Consider the following 19,207-nt stretch of genomic DNA (forward strand, 5'->3'; position numbering starts at 1 on the left):
TTCCGTTCTGTGGGAGGTCAGGGAGATCGTGCGGACGGCGCCGCGGTCAGCGGCTGTTCCAGGTCGAGCCGCTGATGGATCCGAGGACCCATTCGCCGCCGTTGCTGGTGAACTTGACGGCGACGGTGTCACCGGGTTGGAGGATGCCGAGGTGGCTTTCGAACTGCTGGCCGTCGGTGGCCGCGATGGTGCGGTTCACCACGCTCCGCATTTCGGAACCGTTGAGCAGGACGACCATGCGGTAGTTGCCGGGGGCCATGTTGGACCAGTTGACGACGACCTTGTAGCAGCCGACCTTGCCGTCGCTGATGCAGGTGATGGGACCGGTGCCCTTGCTGATCGTGCCGGTCGGGTCCGGAGCTTGCACGCTCGCACCGGCGGGGCCGGCCGTCGGGCCGTTGTTGTTGTCGCCATGGCCGATCGCGGTGACGTAGAGCTCGTAGCTGCCGACACCGGCATTGGGGACCGTGACGCGCGTGGTGCCAGAGCCGACCGTGGAACCGGCGACGACCCCGGAGCCCTGACGGACCTGCCAGGTGTAGCCGGTGATCCCACCGCCGTCGTCCTCTGGCGCGCTCCAACTCGCGGTCAGGGTTGTCGGCGCCCGGCCTCCGGCCGACAGGTTGAGTCCACGAGGCGCCGATGGCTGACCGTACGACGTCACGCTGACGCCGGCGGACGGTTGGCTCTCACCCACCGAGTTCGTAGCCGTCGCCGTGAACGTGTACGAGGTGCCGTTCTTGGACGGGAACATGCACTCGCTTCCCGGCGTGCACTGCTTGCCGTTGGTGCCGTCCTGGGAGACCGTGTGATACTCGATCGGTGCACCGTTGCTCGCCTTCGAGCCCTCGACCGTGACGAAGATCCTGCCGCTCTCGTACCTGGTCCGCAGGATGCCAGGCGCATCGGGGACGTCCTTGACGATGACCGTCACACGTCCCTTCACGCGCCGCGCAGGATCGAGGGTCGCGTCCTGCACGGTGTAGACGACGCTCACGGTCCCGCTCTTGGACGGTCCGGGCGTCACCACGACCTTGTTGTTCTCGACGACGGCCTTCGCCCCGCCGGCCGGGGCGCTCTCCACCGTGGCGTCGAGCACCTTGAGCGGCGTCTGCGGGAACGGGTTGAGGTCGTTTGCCGTGACGTCGATCGTCTCGGCCTTGTTCTTGCGGCCCTCCTGCACGATGTCGTCGGCCGGCCGGGCGAGCGGTCTCGTCGAGGACACCACCCGTACGTTGACGGATCCGGGGACCTGGAACTCCTTGTAGCCGACGGTGAAACTCAACGTCGTCGCCGTCCCAGGCTGGGTCCCGAGCGGCGCGGAGACGGTCACCTGCGACCCGGACAACGATGCCTGGACACCGCCGGTCGCGGCCGACATGCCCGAGTACGTCAGCGCCGCGAGCACCCGCGGGTTCGGGTGGTTGCTCGACGTGCGCAGGTCGATCGTCAGCGGCGATTCTCCGGCCTCGATGAGGATGTCGGGCGGGGTGAACGTGGGAGGGACGTCCTCCAGGTTCGGATCACCCACCGTGATCGGCAGCGTGAGGAGCTTGCTGAGCTTGCCGTCCGTCGCCTCGAAGGTGACGGAGGCCGGGCCACGGTAGTCACGGGCCGGTGTGAACGTGATCGTCTTCTCGTCCACGTAGCTCGACGAACCGTTGCCCTTGAAGTTGGTGACGGAGTCCTTGTCACCGATCGTGACCTCTGCGCCGGAGGAGGACTCGACGAACTCGGACAGCTTCCACTGCCTGGTCTCGTTCACCTTGACGATCTGTTCGGGCAGGTTCGCCTTGAGGTGCGGCGGAATGCCGTCGGTGGCCGGCGGCACGATGATGAACGCCGCACCGCTGAGCTTCGTCACCGGATCGGTCAGCCGATACGCGATCGCCTGCCGACGCTCCCCTGGGGTCACCCGGATCTTGCCGTCGTCACGGACGGAACCGGCCGACGCGTTCGCGCCTTCGAGCGATGGCACGAGGTCGTCGATGAGTCCGCCCGGGTTCTGCGCGTCCTTCAGGACGTCGACGTCGACCGTCGCCTTCCCCACGACGTCGCTGTCCTCGAGCACGGTGTCCTGCGCGCTCGGGTACTGCGGTTTTGCGTCCTTCGTGACGTTGATCTGCACAAACGCGCTGTCGACGCCGCCCTTGCCGTTCGTGACCTCGTACCGGACGGTGAAGAACCCTTCGTCCGCAGGGGCGTGCACGATGACGCGGTTCTTCCGCACCTCCGCCGTGACACCGTCGTCGACGGCGAGGAGCTTCGGCGAGGTCTTGAGCGCATACCCGTTCGGATCCGAGTCGTTCTCCAACACGGGGACGGATGCGACCTTGCCCGGCTGGACCTCGATGTAGTCGTCGACGGCGTTCGGCTGCCCGTCGACTGCTGGGCGTCCGATGACACCGATCTTGATGGACGCGACGGCGACGGCGCCGTAGGTGTCGCGCACCCGGTACTGGAAGGTGTCCGTCCCGGACGCTTCCGGCGACGCCTGGTAGATGAACGAGGTACTCGTCGTGGAGATCACCCGACCGAGCAACGGGGCGGATGCGATGTCGTCGAACACGACCGAGTCGCCGTTCGGGTCGAGCCCGTCGAGCGGCACGTCGACCGTCACCGTCGCACCGGCGAACACACGAGAGGTGAGCACCTGGGGAACCGGAGCCTGGTTGTTCTTCTTGTCCTCGCCGACCACGTTGAACGTGATGGTCGCGGTGTCGGCCTCGCCGAAGGTGTCCGTCACCCGGTACGTCGCGGTGTACGTGCCCGGCTCCGTCGGCGCTTGGAATCGGACGCGGTCGCCGTCGACGAAGGCGAGCCCCGCAGACGGCGCTTCGACGAGCTCGCGGTCGACGGTCATCGCTGCACTGTCCGGGTGATAGTCGTTCGCGAGCACGGAGACGTTGGCGATGTCGCCGACGCGCACGACCGCCGCATCGTCGTTCGCCACCGGGGCCTGATGCTTCGCGAGCGGTGGCACCGGCACGATCGTCACGGCCGCTTCCGCCGTCCCCGTCCCATCCGACACGGTGTACGTGAACTGCAACTGGCTCGTCAACGGGGTCGAGGAGGACACCCGGACGACGGCGCTGCCGAGCACCTCGACCGAAAGCGCCTTCGACTCGTCCGGGACCGTCACGGACTGCACCGCGAGGACCTGACCGCTCGGGGACACGTCGTTCGCGAGCACGGGGATCGTGATGGTCTCGTTCGGCCGCAGGTAGCCGGTGTCCTTGACCGGGATGGGCGGGGCGATGCCGTCCGGCTTCTCCCGCACCTCCACTCGGATGAGGCCGATGCTCGACGCGATGCCCGCGCCGAGCGTGTACTTCAGGTAGTAGCTGCCCGGTTCCCCGGCCGACACCGTGACCGACTGCTTCTCGAGCGACGGCGTGACCGCGATGCCGCCCTGCAACGGCTCGACGCCGAGCAGGGAGAGCGGGGCGCCGGACGGCGACTGATCGTTCTTGAGCGGCAGGACGAGCGCCTGCTCGCCGACGAAGGTGGAGACGTAGTCCGGGGTGCCGATGGGGTTCAGCGCACCGGCCGGTTGCACGTCGACCTTGAGCGTGCCCTCCGCTGAGTTGACGCCGTCCGAGACCACGAACTTGACGTCGCGCGGGCCCATCTCCGGCGAGGTGTGCGTGAAGGTGACGAACCCGTCCGGGGTGAACCGCACCACATCGCCTGACGCCGGCGATGCCGACTGCAGGAAGATGTCGTCTCCGTCGGGGTCCCGCCAGTCGGTGAGCACGTTGTAGCTGACCGTCTGGCCGGCTTCGACGGAGACGGCGGCCTCTCGATGCGAGACAGGCGCTTCGTTGACCTCCGGCGGCCGCATCGTGATGTTGACGTTCGCCTCGGCGACGCCGCCAGGCCTGCCGTCGTTGACGGCGTAGCGGAACGACGTGGTCCCGGCGGTGAACCCTTCGGCCGGTGTGAATTGGAGCGCACGGCCGCCGTCGATCGTTTCGAGCCGCCCCGTCTCGGCCGGGATGTCGCCGTGGTTCTGGATCACGAGGACGTCGCCGTCCGGGTCGGAGTCGTTGTCGAGCAGCGGGAGCACGGTCGTACGACCCGGGCGGACGCCGAAGTCGTCGTCGCGGGCGATCGGCGGGCGGTTGACGTCGGTGCGGTCCGCGAGCGTGTCCTCGAACGACTGCTCCGACGCCTTCTCGTCGCCCTCCTCGCCATTGTCCTGCTGCGGCGGTGTCACCTCGTCCCAGTTGTCGACGAGTCGCATGTTCGACTGCACGAGCCAGGCGTTGCCGGACTGGACGTTGTTGAGCGCGACGACCGAGCGGTTGACGCGGAACACGAGTTGCTGGCCGACCGTCGCCGGGGTGATCTCTGGGGTGACGGGACGCTGCCCGTCGCACTCGGCCGCGTATCGGCTCGCTGCCGCCCACGCGCCGTGCATACAACCGTCGAGGTAGACGGGTGCCGTCACCTCGTCCGGGGTCGTCGCCGGAGTCGTGATGTCGGCGTCGACCTCTTCCACGTCGCCACCGCGCAACGGCACCTTCATGAGGCCGGCGCCCGTCGCGACGACGGCCGCGTCGTCGGCCGCGGAGGGCTGCTGGAGTTTGAGCGGCGTACCGGGGAGCTTCGTCACCGAGCCGTCCTCACGGACGAGGACGTGCTTCTTGACGTCCAGGACGATCGCCTGTTCGCCCGCAGCGCTCAACTGGTACTCGTCGAGTGCAGGAAGGGCGCTCGAGCTCACGGCGCCATCGGTCGCGACCCGGTACAGCAGGCGCTTCGACGGCGAAACGGCGAGGATCGTCCCCTCCGAGGTGACCACCGCCTGCCCGCTCTTGCCGATCGTCGCGACCGGTTTCGATTTCACCGCGTCGAACCGGAGTTCACCCGCCGTGTCGACCGACCACAGCTTGCCCGTCTCCCCCGCGACGACGGCGATCCGATGCCCGCCGAACGCGACATCAGCTCCTGCAGGCAAGCTCACCCGTTGGACGAGACTCGTAAAAGCCGGATCGATGCGTTCGAGCGAGGAGAGGGCCTTGTCCTGCAGGAAGACGTCATCGCCGTTCTGCAGCACGTCGGTGTTGTTCGATGCGGTCGCGACGGCGCCGTCCAGCTCGGAGATCTGCTTGTTCAGACGCCCGGCCAGCAATGACTCGCCGTTCGTGACCCACACGTCGCGCGCGGAGAGATCGACCTCCGTCACCGGGAATCCCTGGTGGACGATGGCGGCGGTCACCGGGACGCCGATCACGATCGCGAGTGCCGTGACGGTTGCAGCGGTCTTCCGTTTGCGCAACCAGCCGCTGAACGTACTCACGATCCCCCACCCGATGAACGGTCAAACGACTCACCCCGGCCGTGACCGGGCACCACTCTAACAAACACTTGTCAGATCGCCGTCCCCGGCTGGATCGCCGATGCAGACTGCTCCCGATCGAGGAGCGGCAGGTCGTTGACGTCCACCAGACGTGTCGAAACGGCGTACTCGACGAGGCGGGCGCGCCGACCGGTCGCGAGCTTGCCCGGCCCGCCGCGCAGTCCCTGCACCCCGAACTTGTCGAGTTTGTCGCAGACGTTGTCGAGTTTGCGGTTGAACGTCGTCTGGCTCCAGCCGAGCCGTTTCGCCGCTGCTGCGGAGGCGGGGATCTCGCCACGACCCGGCGAGGACTGCCGCAGCACCTGCTCGGCGAGCGCGACGATGAGCAGTCGCTGGCTGCTGGTCAGATGGATCGGGCCGACCGTCGTCGTTCCGGCATCGGTCGTCGCGAACTGCGACGGCGTGAAGTACTCGCGATCCGAGGAGATCGTGAAGTCGTAGGTGGTGGTGCCTGCGCTGAAGAGCACCTGGAGCTCTGGGAAGACGATGGGCAGCCTGGCGCCGGGGGCCAGCCACGCCTGCACGTTCCCGGTTGTGTCGGTCACGGTGGCCGAGAGGGCGTTGCCGATGTTCGACAGCCACCACAGGCCGCCCTCCTGGGTGATGCTCAAGAAGGTGCGGTGGAGGAACGGATTATCGTCCACAACGAGGTCGCCTTCCCGTCCGATGAGGAACGGCGTCCCCTCCCGGACCGTCTGCACCTCGCCGCAGAATTCGATCTGCACACTCATTCGCTCCCCCTCAGCGGTCTCATCCTTCGTCGTCCACGCCCGTCCGGGCCGATCCGTCCCCTACCCGTGCAAGCAGGTCTCGAGTCCTGCTGCCGAGGTCACCCCTCCGCGGACGGTGAACACCTCGATGCAGACGTTCTGCCCTGGCACCACATCGGTCACGGTCGCCGTCGGCTCGGTCGTCGGCGTCTTCCTCGCATCCTTCCGGCCGTCGGTCCGCTGCCACACGAATCGGTCGCCATCGACCGGTTCCGGATTCTTCCAGGTGAAGGTCACGGACGTGCCGTCCGCGGACGGGTCGACGCTCACCTGCTCGGGGGCCGGGACGGAATCGAGCTGGATCGGCGCGCCGGAGGCCGCGGCGTGCGTCGTCGATGCGCCAGGACTCGCCGTCGAAGCGGTGCCCGGAGCGAGCGACGGGAGCACGATGCCCGCTGTGACACCGCCCGCGACGACCACAACGGCCGCGGCGATGAGCGACCACTTGGTCGTGGAGCCGATGGGCCTCCGAGCGCGCGCGGCGCTGGGCGGCGTCGATGACGTGCCATCTTGATCGCGGTCCTCGGACGGGGTCTCCTCCCGCGGAGTCCTCCGTCTGACCGTCTCGTCGGGAGCAGCGGGCGAGACCACCGGGATCGCGCCACGGACGACGGTCGCCGCAGCGGCGGCCGACGCCTGCTGGACGGAGGCGGCCACGGCTGCCCCGGCGGCATCGGCCGACGGATCGGCGCGTCCGACCGGCTGCGCATCGATGGTCTGAACCGATCGGACCTTCGTCTCGTCAGCACCGGCACCTGAGCCTTGGGCGCGGCTCGGCTGATGCGGTGTCTGGACCAGATTGGGGACGTCGATCGGCGTCGGCGCGAACGACAACTCGAGTTCGACGCGCTGCAGCGCCCTCGCGAAGTCGACCGCCGTCTCGAAGCGATCCGCACGCTCACGGGAGAGACCGCGCCAGAGCGTCGCGACGAGCGAACGCGGCAGATCGTCTCGACCGAGCGGGGTGACCGCTCCGCGCTCGATGCGACTGATGAGATCTGCTGCCCCGTTCGGTTGCCCTGGCACCTCGAACGGCGTCCGACCAGCGAGGAGCGTGTACACGGTCGCGGCGAGCGAGAAGACGTCGGAACGCACGTCCGGCTTCGGGGCGTCGTCGAACATCTCGGCTGGAGACCACGGGATCGACATGCCGACCGACTGCGACCCGCTCGTCCCGGACGCACCGTCGGCGTCGGCGATCGCGCCGATCGTCTGAGTAGGGAGGTCGAGTTCGACCGTCGAGGAGATGCCGAAGTCCGTCAATGCCGGCCAACCGTACGCGTTCGTCAGGACGTTCGCCGGTTTGATGTCGCGGTGCAGGATGCCGGCCGCGTGGGCGGTCGCAACGGCGCTCGCCAGCCGGATGCCGGTGCGCAGCGCGTCAGCCGCGCTGAAGCGTCGCGTCTTGTACTGTTCCGCGAGGCTCGGTCCTGCGCAGTACTCCATCGCGAGGTAGGGGCGCCCGTCCGGCGCGACGTCGGCCGTGTAGATCGTCACGATGTACGGATGCGCGGACAGCTGGGCCATCAGGTTCGCCTCGGCGACGAACGCCTCGCGCGTCTGATCGCTCAGGTGTTCGGCGAGCAGCACTTTGACGGCCACCTGCCGTTTCGGCAGCTGCTGCTCGTACAGGAACACGTCGGCGAAGCCGCCAGATCCGAGCAGGCGCTCGAAACGGAGCCCTGGGATCTGCGGCGGGGTGGAGGGTGTGCGACGCACCTCAACCCTCCCGGACGCGCAGCAGGACGCCGCCGAGGTCGATGACGGTTCCGACGATGACCGGGGTGCCCTCGCCAGGACGCAGCGACTGCGGCGTCTTGCCTGGCAGGACCACCTGGGTGCCGTTGCGGGAGTGGAGGTCGGTGACGACGACCGTCCCGCCCTCGACGCCGACGCGCACGTGGCTGCGTGACACGTCCTCACCGCTCACCGTCACCAGCGCTGGGACGACCGATGCCGGCACCTGCGAGACGCTCGGTGCACGCCCGATCACGATCGGGACGTCGAGCGAGTGACGCCTGCCCTCCGGCAGTTCGAGGAAGTACCGCGGGGCGGCGACCGGAGCGGCCGGCCGCTGTGCGGGCTCGACGCCAGTGCGCGCGCGGAGTGCTGCGAGGTCCTCCGCGAAGATCGTGTGGCCGTCGTGGTCGCCGAGTGGTTCGAGCGGTTCGAGTGGTTCGGCCGGTTCAGCAGGAGTTTCGACGGCGCTCGGCTTCGCTGCATCGGCTGCGGCATGGCCCGGGGAGGGCTCGGTGTCATCCGCTTCGTCCGGCACGGCCGCCGCACCGACCGGGCGGACCACCGTCTGTCCGAAGAGGTAGTCGTAGCCGGCTTCCGTGTGCTCTCCCGACGCTGCCGGTTCTGCGCCGACGGTGGTGTCCGATCCGTCATCGTCGAAGAAGAACTGCGTCTCTTCTGGAGCGGTCGTCTGCAGCGGTTGCGAGGCCGACTCCGAGTCCGAGTCTGACTCCGACTCCGAGTCTGAGGCGGCTGGGGTGAGATCCGGAGCCGGAGCAGGAACGACTGTGGCCGGAGCCTGCTCGACCGCCGTCGGAACGCCCGCGACCGGCGGCGAGGCGATGGGAGCATCGACTCCGGCGACAGCTGCGCCGTCCCGCACCGAGAGCAGCGCGGTGATCGAGGACGCCCAGACCGCACCGGACGAGATCGGCAACGCCGGTGCGATGACGGCACTCGCGGCGGAGCCGCGCAGCGTGACCGCCGTTGCCCCCGCGTGTCTCGACTCCGTCCAACTCGTCGCAGCCGGGGCGGACTGCACCGTCTCCCCCGCCGGCGACGACACGAGTGCGATGACATCGCCCCGCACCACGACCGTCACGCCGTCGGCATCCCACGCCGCGACGGCGAACGACGGCGCTTGAGCGAGCCCGTCCACAGCCAGGCGGTCGAGCACAACGGCGAGCGCCGTGTCCTCACCGATCGATTCGGCGAGCGCAGCGGCGAGGGTCCCGTCCCCGTCGCAGTCGACGAGGACGACACGTCTCGCGGCAGCGAGTGCGAGCAGGCGCCGGAATCCGGCGGGCTCAGAGTCGTACGAGTGCACGGCCCACCCTCCTAGGTTCGTGGCATCGTCTCTTCAAGATACCCGAGATGGTCTCCGTCGACGTATCCGGGCCCGGCCTCCTCCGTGGACGAGGAACGTGCGTCGACGAGCAGTGCTGTGACGTTGTCGCGGCCGCCGGCTGCGACGGCCTCACGCACCAGTCGGTCGGCGGCCCCGACGAGCCCACCCCCGAGGATCTCGGCGATCCGGGCGTCAGGGAGCTCACCGGTGAGGCCGTCAGAGCAGAGGAGGAACGTCTGGTGGCCGACGGCCGGCATGAGCCACACGTCGGGGTCGATGCCGACGTCGACGCCGATCGCCTTCGTCACGATGTTGCGGTCGGGGTGCACGGCCGCTTCGGCTTCTGTGATGCGTCCGGCGTCCACGAGTTCCTGGACGGCCGAGTGATCGACCGTCACCCGGCGCAGCTCGGCGTCCGTCCAGGTGTACACACGCGAATCGCCCACGTTGAAGACCATCCAGTGGCTGTCCGTCTGCGGCGAGAGCGTCACGAGAGCGAGACCCGCCACGGTCGTGCCGATCACCCCACCGGCGGTCGGGATGTCCCTGATGACCGAGTTGGCGGCGACGATCGTCGTCACCACCGCCTCCGTTGTGGTCGGGTTACCGATGGGGATGCCGCGCTGCACCGCCGCAGCGAGTTCCCGGCTGGCGACGTCGCCACGTTCGTGTCCGCCCATACCGTCCGCGACGACGAACACGGGCGCCCCGGCGTAGAAGGTGTCCTCGTTGACGGCGCGTTTGAGGCCGACATCGCTGCTGCCCTCGCTGCGGATCGTGTGCACGGATCGTGCCGTCTCGATGGTCTGCACGGCCGGTTCAGTCCGCGGTGGGCGCCGTGCCATCCGCCGGGATCCACTCGAGCGTCGAGACGATGGCGGTGAACAGGTTGACGAGCGGCTCGCGCAACTCGGCGAACGGAGTGGCGAAGGAGAACAGCAGCACACGCTTCGTCGTCGGCACGGTCACCCAGTACTCGACGCGCAGGGTGCTCGTCGACGGCACAGCCCCGTCCTCGGGCAGTCCGAGCGAACGGAAGAATTCGATCACGACCGGCTCGACGTCACCGAGTTCGCTCACATTGCGCACGCCGCCGTCGTCCACCTGCACGCTGACCCGTCGGAAGACCTCCGCGTCGCCGATCGTGAATCGTTCGCCGTCGGCTGCTTCGGGATCGTCCGTGTGCCGGAAGCCCTCCAACAGGACGTCCATCACCTCACTGGCGGCCGTTCCGATCGCCGGGCTCATCTTCGCGTCGACGAGGATCTCGGTGAGTGCCGCCGTGACAGGCACACCGTCCGTCACCTGTTCCGCGAGGAAGAGGCGACGCCCGCCGAGGTCGCCTGCCGACTCGGCAGCACGTGCGAGGCGCTGATCGAGGATGGCGCGTGCCTGGGCACGCTCGTCACCGGTGCCCGCGAGCGCACTCGCGACCGCTCGACGCGATTGCCGTGCAGCGTCGCTGCCGTCGAGCGGCATCGCATGCCAGATTCCTGGGAACCGGAGCGCGGGTGCGGGAATCGCGGTGTCGGTCGACGGCGTCGCCGTCTCGTCCGCCCCGCTGTCGGCGCTGTCGGTCACGACGCCGGCTTCCACTCGCCGTAGTGGGCAACCATGCCGTTCTTCCACACGGAGATGAAGCGATCGAAGTCGCTGTACTCGTCTGTCCCGAAGCCGAGCGCCGTCGCCGCTTGCCCGAGCGGCAGCGTCGTCACGTTCTCCAAGTACTCCACACGCTTCGTCGGGTCCTCGCCAACGATCACCGCGACCTTCACGCCGGAGGACGGCTCGACGTCGCTGCGTGTCCACGCCGCTTCGAGAGCCCCTTCGAGCAGCTTCGGGAGGTCGACGCTCTCCGCCGACTGCACGAACAGCTGCACGTCAACGGTCCGGTTGGTGGGCAGCCCGGACTTGGTCATCCGCACGGAAGCGCCCTCGACGCCGTTCAATTGCACGATCTGATCGCGGATCGGCTCGGTGTCCGGGGTCTTCGGCGCGCAGCCCGTCAGGGTCAGCACCGGCAGCAGCGCTGCCGCCACGACTGCTGCGGCGACTGCTCGGTTGGTGGAGATCATGCTCATCGTCATCCGTTCACTGCTTCATAGCGGTATTTGGCCTCGGTCCCGACGAAGAACCGCTGGTTCTCCTGCACCATCTGCGCCAGCGCAGCGTCGTGCGCCGGGTCGCCGGTGGACTTGCCCCGGGTGTCGCACAGCATCGGGTCGCTCGGGTCGAGATAGTCCGAGGCAGTCCGAGCGTACAGCGCGGCATTGTGGCTCGAGACGGAGGTGTCGCCGTTCGCGGCGGTGTCGCGCACCGTGACCCAGTTGCTGCGGTCAGGGTTCGTCGCGCCGTAGTCGAGGGTCGGCACGGCGTCGCCCGTGTGCTCGAAGGAGATCACATTGACCGATGCCGGGATCGAGACGTCGCCGATGGGAGCGCCGGCCGTCACCACTGCCTTGACGTTGTACATGGTGCGGAAGCTCTCGTCGGCTGCGAGGTTCGCGGCGACGATGCCGCCCTGGCTGAAGCCCGACAGCATCACCGCTTCTCCCGGCCCGACACCTGCCTGGCGCATGGCCTCGATGACGGCGGCCTTGAGCTGGGACTCGCGGCCGGGTGAGAGCTTCGCGGCGAGGTTGCCGTCGAGGGAGTTTGGGCCGGAGGTGAGGTCCCACGGCAGGTTCCAGTACTGGGTGCTCGGCACCTGGACGCGCCAGCTGACCGTGCCGTCCGGGCCGATGACCTTGGTGACCTGGATGACACCCGAGGTGTCGTCGATGCCGAGCTCGTCGATGACCGCCTGGTCGGTGAAGAGCGTCTGGTAGGCGTCCTTGTCGTCGGTGTTCCGGAAGACGACGTCGCCAGGCTGCTGCCGCGGCGTGACCTTCGGCGTGCCGGCCGCGGTGAAGATCGACGCGTACACCCATCCGGCGATCATCGGGGTGAGGAGTGCCATCGCGACGCCGATGAGGGCTTCGTTCCCGGTGAGATAGCCGAAGAGTCCGATCCCCGCTGCGAGCAGCGTCCACGGCAGGTTCGCGAGGAGCATCACTGCCGCCGCGAGCGCTGCGAGCACGCGCACAACGACCTTGAGCGCGTCGAGGATGCCTTCGAGGATCGGCGCGATGACCTTGTCGAACCAGTCGTCGAAACCGCGCTTGATGCCCGCGAGGTTGTCCCAGAAGGTGTCGTTGAGCGGACTGTCACGCACGACGTCGTCGATCTGCCCCATCGCGATCTCCGCCGCGCGGTCCCGGTCGGCCACCGCCTGCGAGTACGCGGACTGAGCGCTGCCGATCTGCTGTTGCAGGTGCTCGACCTGGCGCTTGGCCTGGGTGTACTTCTGCGTGTCCTCCGGTTGGTCCGGACCCGGCATCAGCGCACGCTCGTGGTAGTAGTTCTGCAGGTACGACGCGTGGCCGAGGTCACCGCCGGCGCTGTTGGCCGCCATCATCGCGGACGATGCCGCGTCCTGGGCGCTGCGCAGCTTCGGGGCGTATTGGAGCAACGCCTCGGCGGTGGCCTGATAGCGCGTACGAGCCTTGATGATGTCGCCGGCGACCTGGTCTGCGAGCGAGCGCACCTTGTCGACGGCTTTGCTGATGCTCGTCGTCCGGTCTGCGAGGTCGATGAGGTCGTGGGCGGCGTCGTTGATCGCCGTCGCCGTGTCGAGGTATCTGGTCGCGTGGGCGACGATCGTGTCCGGGTTGCCCGGCAGCGCGGTGAGCGTGGTCATCCGGGGCTCCTCAGTTGCCGTTCGTGTTGCTCGGCGCGGTCGCGGCGATGTTCTTGTCGACCTCGATGAACGCGTCGTGGATCGCCTGAACGGTTCGTGCGACCGTGTCGACGCGCTCGGTCATCTCGACGCGTTTGTCGTCCCACTTGTTCGCGAACGCCTGGATCTTGCCCGCGAGCCCGTCGTGGCCGACGGCCTGTGAGAGCACGTCGCTGCTGATCTCGGTTCCGGTGAACGTCTTCGACACCGACTTCAGGTCGGCCGCGAGGGATCCGAGCTGGTCGAGATCGAGTTTCAGGTCGACCACGTGCTGTCCTTTCGAGCGTGCTCAGTGTGGGAGCCGGCCGGCCGTCTGCCAGTCCGGCGTTCCGGCCGCGCGATGTCGACGCGCGGCCGGATGCGAAGGCGGATCAGAGGCCGGCTGAGAGCTGCTGGTCGGTCTGCTCGAGCGTGTTCGCCGCGTTCGTGAGGTAGGTCGAGAGTCCTTCGAGTCCGCTCACGGTCTGCGTGGCTCCGGTCGTGAACTGCTGGTAGGACGAGTCGAAGGCCTTCGACGCCTGGTCGGTCACGAAGCCTGCGCTGACGAGGTTGTCGACGACGGAGCGCAGTTCCTGCAGCTTCTGCGTGAGCTCTTCACGTCCGGTGAGGAGACGCTGTGCTGTGGTGCGGATTTCGTCGTACGAGACGTTGATGTTCGCCATGGGAATGCTCCTTCGTTGGGTTGATACGCCCCGAGGGGCCTTCACGGATTCCACGGTAACCGGTGGTCGTGCCTGACGCGATGGGGAGGACTCCCCATGTGGTACCCATCGGCCGGCACCCGCCCACGTCGTCGGCGACCGCAGACGCGCAACGCTCAGGCCTGCGGCACGTCCGGAGCGAGCGGCAACTGGACTCTGGCGACCTTGCCCGACGCGATGAAGTATCCGCGTCCGACCGGGAACTCCGAGCGCGCTGCTCGTGGCACGGAGGTGCGCAGGATCGTGTCGCCGTCCATCATGTCCGGTTGGAGCAGCAGCCCCCTTCGCGCAGTCTTGAGCTCACCGAGCAGCGGCCACGACGATCCCCAGCTGGCCGTCTCGGACTCCGCGACGATCAGGTGATCGCTGCGTTTGACCGCTTTGATCAGTTCAACGAGCGGCGTATCCGCCGTGGTCGTGAGGAACTCGGCGATCGCCTCGACGATGACCACGATGTGCGACTGCTCGTCGGGGTCCGTGATGCGCGGCAGCAGCTCCCTCGCCAGCTCGGCCGCGCCGTCGATCGTTGTGCTCGTCGCAGCGAACAGGGGCGAGCCAGCGAGCGCGGAGCGCCGGTTGCCGAAATAGTAGAGCTGGGCTCGTGGGATGGAGCGTGACGCCACCTGGGCGAACACGGCGAGCGCGTTGCTCCGACCGCTGGCCGGCGGTCCGGCGACGATGAGCGCACCTGAGGGCTCGAACCCGATCGGCCCGAGGTGCTCGTCGGAGATGGCGAACGCCGGTGTGCCGTCTGTTGACGCTGCGAGTTCTGCGAGCGTGTACTCGCGCGGGAGACTGCCGACGACGGCTGCCGGCGCGCGTCCGGTCGTCGCCATCGCTTCTGCGAGGCGGACGACGGCGCGCGACTGCTCCGCGACGACCGATGACGCGCCGAGCACGGCGACCTGCACCTCGAGGCCGTCCACGATGGCGCGGCCAGGAGGCGAGGCTGCGGACAACACGTCGTTCGGCACGTCCAGGACGGCGTAGCCGGTGTCGTCCGCCTGCCGGTGCACGACACGTTTCTGCACCGCGGACGTGACCGAGGTGGGAACGGATCCTGCGCGGTCGGCGCTCAACGCGATGTGGATGCCGAGCGGGCGCCCCTCCGCCAGGATCTGTTGGAACACGGCGTACCAGACCGAACGGCCTGTCGTCGCTTCGTACTCCTGACGGAAGCCGGGGTAGTTGTCGAGGAGAACGAGGATCCTCCGCTCGCCGTGGTCGCCGGTGATGGAACGGTACTCCTCGATCGTGCCGGCATTCGCCTCGGCGTACTTCGGGCCTCGTTCGTCGAGGAGCTCCCGCAGCATGCGCAGCAGGCGGACCACCCGCTCGGCGTCGTCGCCGGGGATGATGCTGCCGACGTGCGGAAGGGCTTCGAGCATCCGCAGACTCCCTGTGCCGAAGTCGAGGCCGTAGACATCCACCGGGCCCCCACGCGGCGTGATGCCTGCTGCGATACCGAGCGTGCGGAGCGTTGTGCTCTTGCCGGTGCCTCCCGTGCCGAACACGGCGAGGTGTCCGTCGACGTCCGGTCGGAAGTACACGGGAAGCTGCAGTTGCTGCTCCGGCACATCCGCGACGCCGATCAGGAGCTCCCGGTCGGTGCGCTGGCGGAGCTTGGCGAGGTCGTATACGGCCGTGAGCTCATCGAGCCACGGACGCCTGGGCGGCGGGATCGACGCCGCGGAGGACGCCTCGACGATGCGTGAGACGAGTTGCTGCTGGTCTGTGGGGCCGGGGTCGCGGTCCGACATGGCGTCGGAACCCGCCGGTTCCTCCCAACGGGACTCGCCGCCGAAGCGCAGCTCGGCGACCTGGATGTCCGATCGCTCCGGTTCGTCGCTCGTCCAGCCGCCGGCGTATCCGGACTGGAACGCGGTCAGGCGTCCTGGGCCGGTCTTCGCGATGGCGCGACCGGGCACCCCTGGATCGAAGTGCGCGGCGTCCTTCACGCCGACGACGTCCTGGCTGTCCGATTCGTCAGCCATGCGCAGTGCGACGCGGAGGTTCGTGTTGGCCCGCAGGTTGTCCTTGATGACGCCGGCCGGACGCTGCGTCGCCATGATGAGGTGGATGCCGAGCGAGCGTCCGCGCTGAGCGATGTCGACGACGCCGTCGACGAACTCCGGCACCTCGCCGACGAGTGCAGCGAACTCGTCGATCACGAGCACAAGCGCCGGCGGGCTGTCGGGATCTCCTCGCTTCTCCAGTTCGAGGAGGTCCTTGGCCTTCTTCCGGTTCAGGAGGTGCTCGCGGAAGCGCAGCTCCGCCCGCAGGCTCGTGAGCGCGCGGCGCACGAGGTGGGGGCTGAGGTCGGTCACAAGACCGACGCAGTGCGGGAGCGAGACGCAATCGGCGAACGCGGAGCCGCCCTTGTAGTCGACGAACAGGAACGTCACCCGGTCCGGACTGTACTCGGCGGCCATGCCGAGCACCCAGGCTTGCAGGAACTCGCTCTTGCCGGCACCGGTGGTGCCGCCGACGAGCGCGTGCGGTCCCTGGGCGCGCAGGTCGAGGTGCATCGCATCGATGCCGGAGGATCCGACGATGGCGCGCAGATGGCCGGTCCTGCGCTGCTTCGGCGTTGCACCCGGGGTGCGGTCGTGGATGGAGGAGTTCTGTCGCCAACGGTCGATGACCGCGTCGCTCGAGGCTGCGAGGTCCGAGCCGAGGAGCGTGACCATGGAGACGGAGCGAGGAAGGTCACTCGAATCCTCGACGAGCGCGCCGGCATCGATCACCGAGGCCATTCGTCTCGCGTAGTCGAGCGCCGTCGTCTGGTCGATGAACTCGGGACGGGCATCGGTGATCGTGTGTCCGAGCCGGACGAGGCCGACCGTGGCCGGGGCATCGACCCCTGCCGAGGGCTCTGGCAGGGCGAGGAAGGTGCGGCACACTGCCGGGAGCGACGGCACGTCGGTACCGATCCAGATCGGGAAGACCCCGGCGTCGGCAGCGGACTCCGCGAGCTGCACGAGCCTGGCGCGATCCACGCTCGCGTCGTCGGAGATGAGCAGGACGACAGCCGGTACCGGCGCCTTCGTACCGTCATCGTCTTTCGACGTCGACCCGACCTCTGCTGCCCGCTCGTGCACCGCCCGGTCCGGAGCGAGCGCGCCGCGACGGCTCGTCCGGTTCTTCGCGTCGGCGAGTCGGAGCGCGACGAGCTCCTCGATCGCTGCGAGCAACGTCCCACCGCTCGCAGCGCTGTTGGCGAGATGATTGACGTCGATCGGGCTGTGAGGCGACGACGTGTGTGGCAGCCATTTGACCCACGACAGCGTCGACGACCACGCGGGCGACACGATCGTGGCGATGACGAGCTCGGCCGGGGAATGCAGTGCCGTGAGCTGCACGAGGATCGAGTTCACCGCGCCTCCTGCACTCGTCGGTGATCCGGCGACGCCGAGGGCGCCGGCATCGAACAGATTGTCGATGACGGGAACGTCCGCGACCGTGCCGAACTCCGCTTGCACCGCTTCGAGTCGGGTCTGGAACTCGGGCAGATAGCCGTCGCGGCTGCGCGTCGTGATGCTGTTGCGCGACGGCATCGAGCCGACGCCGAGGCGCACGTTGAGGAACGACCAGTGTTCCGGCCTGCGCGTCCACAACAGCGGGCCCCGCTGCAGGGCGGCAGAAAGCGCATCGGCGGTGGATGGCGCCTCGCGCATCCGCACGTCGTGTTCCACCGCCCGTTCAGCGGTGAGCCGTTCCCGGAGCGCGTCGAGCCGTTGCTCGAACACGGCGATCTGCTGCTTGAGCGCTCGCTTGTTGCGGCCCCGGCTCGTGAAGTAGTTCCCGATCAGCATGAGCGGCGTCAGCGCGATGAACAGCAGCGACAACGGGCTGCGGGTGACGAAGAACATCGCCCCGCCGACGAGCACCGGTGCGAGCATGGCCAGCAGCGGGAACGGCTGCGCCTCCTTCTCGCTCGGCGGCTCCGGGCCGTCGAATGCTGCTCCGGCGTACCGCTGCTCGACGCGCGGTGAGCGGTTGTGGAACACGGGCCCGGCCTTCGGGACCGTGCCGGTCCGTGCGACGGTGTCCGCGAAGGCGAGTTCGACCTCTGTGTCGCCGATGAGCAGGTGTTCGCGGTCCGTGACCTTCACCCGCTGCACGATGCCGCCGTCCACCACAACGCCGTTGGCGGCTCCGAGGTCGATGACCTCGAGCTCCGCTCCGACCTCGACGCGCGCGTGGCGTTTCGACACGAGCGGGTCGGTCAGGACGATGTCGCACGCCGGGTCCCGTCCGATGGTCCAGCTGCCGGCCGGGAGCGTGAACTCACGACCGGCGTCCGGTCCGACGAGAACCCGTACGACCGCGATGGTGGGGGCATGTCCCGTACGAGCAGCGGCATAGTAGACGCCGGCGTCCGCGAGCTCGATGACGGCGCCTGAGCCGACCCAGGCCTCACCGATGGGCGCTTCGGGCGGCAGCGGCAGCGTCTCGCCTGACCCGGGGAGTCGTGCGTGCAGCGTGAACTCCGCCGATGCGGAGTCCGGCCCATGTGGATCCACCCTGGCGATCGTGCTCGCGACCTCTGCGATGCTCGCCGCGGCGTCCGTTGTGACGACGATGTCGTCAGCGGTCCCGGACGGCCTCGTGAGTGTGAGCTTGATGCGCATGCTTGATCCCCTGTCGGCTCGCGATCGCTGGTGTGAACCTCGATCAGACTATCGAGGGTCGCGCCACCGGGGATCGGCACGGCGCCGATTGTGAAGAGGCGCCCGTTCCGGTGTGCCTGTGAGGGAGCGTTTAGCGTATCGAGTCGAGCAATCGGTCGCGATGGGGAGGACTGCCCATCGGCTCCCTGATTCGAGCACCCCGGAACGGCCCGCGGACGATGCGGGCTACCGACGGATGATCCGGATCGGGAACTCCGCCACACCGATGACGGTGCCGGACTCTGCAGGCAGGCTCTCCCCTGCCTGCACGACGACCACCGCACCGCCTGCGGTGGTCAGGGTGGTTCCGTTGGTCGAGTGCAGGTCGGTCACGTGCACGGCCCGACGCCCGGCGACGACGGCGGTGTGCGTCTTCGACACCGACATCCGCGGGTCGAGGACGGCCAGCAGCACAGCCCCCTGGTACCGGGCCTGCGGTGCCGGGTTGCGGCCGATCAGGATCGTGCCGTCCACCGGGATCACGCTCCCGTCGGGGAGTTCGAGGCCGAAGGCCGCTGCCGGCGGCGCGATGACGGTCTGCTCGGCCGGCAGAGGCACGGCCGAGGAGGCCGGCGCGGCTGGCACAACCGGCGCGGCCGACACGGCAGGTACGGTCGGCGCAGCGGGTACGGTCGGCACGGCAGGTACCGTCGGCACAACCGGCACAACCGGTTCGGCGGCAGACGTCCCGGCCATCCCAGGAGGCCCCTCGATGAGCCCAGGCGGCACCTCGATCTTGGGCGGGGCTGCGATCGGTTCGGCTGGTACGACCGGTTCGACGCCCGGTGGCTCGCCCACCGGCGGCGGCCCGATCCGTGCTGCGTCCATCCGTGCC

General features: G+C 68.5%; 12 protein-coding genes. All 12 read right to left on the reverse strand.

Features of this window, described 5'->3' with window-relative positions:
• Positions 1-46: 46 nt before the first annotated feature.
• A complete protein-coding gene (locus ACL9RL_RS03040) occupies positions 47-5,305 on the reverse strand; it encodes an Ig-like domain-containing protein (RefSeq protein WP_422778740.1) in 5,259 nt (1,752 codons plus the stop codon).
• Positions 5,306-5,376: 71 nt separating this feature from the next.
• Entirely contained in the window at positions 5,377-6,096 is a 720-nt protein-coding gene (locus tag ACL9RL_RS03045; RefSeq protein WP_422778741.1) for a hypothetical protein, read from the reverse strand.
• Between the two features lie 60 nt (positions 6,097-6,156).
• Positions 6,157-7,854 carry a protein kinase domain-containing protein gene (locus tag ACL9RL_RS03050; RefSeq protein WP_422778742.1) on the reverse strand — a complete coding sequence of 566 codons (1,698 nt, stop codon included), beginning with the start codon at positions 7,852-7,854 and terminating at the stop codon, positions 6,157-6,159.
• Position 7,855: 1 nt separating this feature from the next.
• Positions 7,856-9,199, reverse strand: coding sequence for an FHA domain-containing protein (locus tag ACL9RL_RS03055; protein WP_422778743.1), 1,344 nt, complete (start codon positions 9,197-9,199; stop codon positions 7,856-7,858).
• Between the two features lie 11 nt (positions 9,200-9,210).
• On the reverse strand, positions 9,211-10,065 hold the full coding sequence (locus tag ACL9RL_RS03060) for a PP2C family protein-serine/threonine phosphatase (RefSeq protein WP_422778744.1): 855 nt from the start codon (positions 10,063-10,065) through the stop codon (positions 9,211-9,213).
• A complete protein-coding gene (locus tag ACL9RL_RS03065; protein WP_422778745.1) occupies positions 10,040-10,801 on the reverse strand; it encodes a hypothetical protein in 762 nt (253 codons plus the stop codon). The genes ACL9RL_RS03060 and ACL9RL_RS03065 overlap by 26 nt, the downstream gene beginning before the upstream one ends.
• Entirely contained in the window at positions 10,798-11,301 is a 504-nt protein-coding gene (locus ACL9RL_RS03070) for a hypothetical protein (protein ID WP_422778746.1), read from the reverse strand. The genes ACL9RL_RS03065 and ACL9RL_RS03070 overlap by 4 nt, the downstream gene beginning before the upstream one ends.
• Before the next feature lie 2 nt (positions 11,302-11,303).
• Positions 11,304-12,959 carry a hypothetical protein gene (locus tag ACL9RL_RS03075; RefSeq protein ID WP_422778747.1) on the reverse strand — a complete coding sequence of 552 codons (1,656 nt, stop codon included), beginning with the start codon at positions 12,957-12,959 and terminating at the stop codon, positions 11,304-11,306.
• Positions 12,960-12,969: 10 nt separating this feature from the next.
• The gene (locus tag ACL9RL_RS03080) at positions 12,970-13,266 is read right to left on the reverse strand and encodes a hypothetical protein (protein WP_422778748.1); all 297 of its coding nucleotides are present in this window, start codon (positions 13,264-13,266) and stop codon (positions 12,970-12,972) included.
• Between the two features lie 103 nt (positions 13,267-13,369).
• On the reverse strand, positions 13,370-13,660 hold the full coding sequence (locus tag ACL9RL_RS03085) for a WXG100 family type VII secretion target (RefSeq protein ID WP_422778749.1): 291 nt from the start codon (positions 13,658-13,660) through the stop codon (positions 13,370-13,372).
• Between the two features lie 155 nt (positions 13,661-13,815).
• Complete coding sequence (locus ACL9RL_RS03090) at positions 13,816-18,333, reverse strand: FtsK/SpoIIIE domain-containing protein (protein WP_422778750.1); 4,518 nt, start codon at positions 18,331-18,333, stop codon at positions 13,816-13,818.
• 225 nt (positions 18,334-18,558) lie between these two features.
• Entirely contained in the window at positions 18,559-19,200 is a 642-nt protein-coding gene (locus ACL9RL_RS03095) for a hypothetical protein (RefSeq protein ID WP_422778751.1), read from the reverse strand.
• Positions 19,201-19,207: the final 7 nt, after the last annotated feature.

Origin of the sequence: Plantibacter sp. Mn2098, from assembly GCF_049319745.1 — a bacterium.
GTDB lineage: Bacteria > Actinomycetota > Actinomycetes > Actinomycetales > Microbacteriaceae > Plantibacter.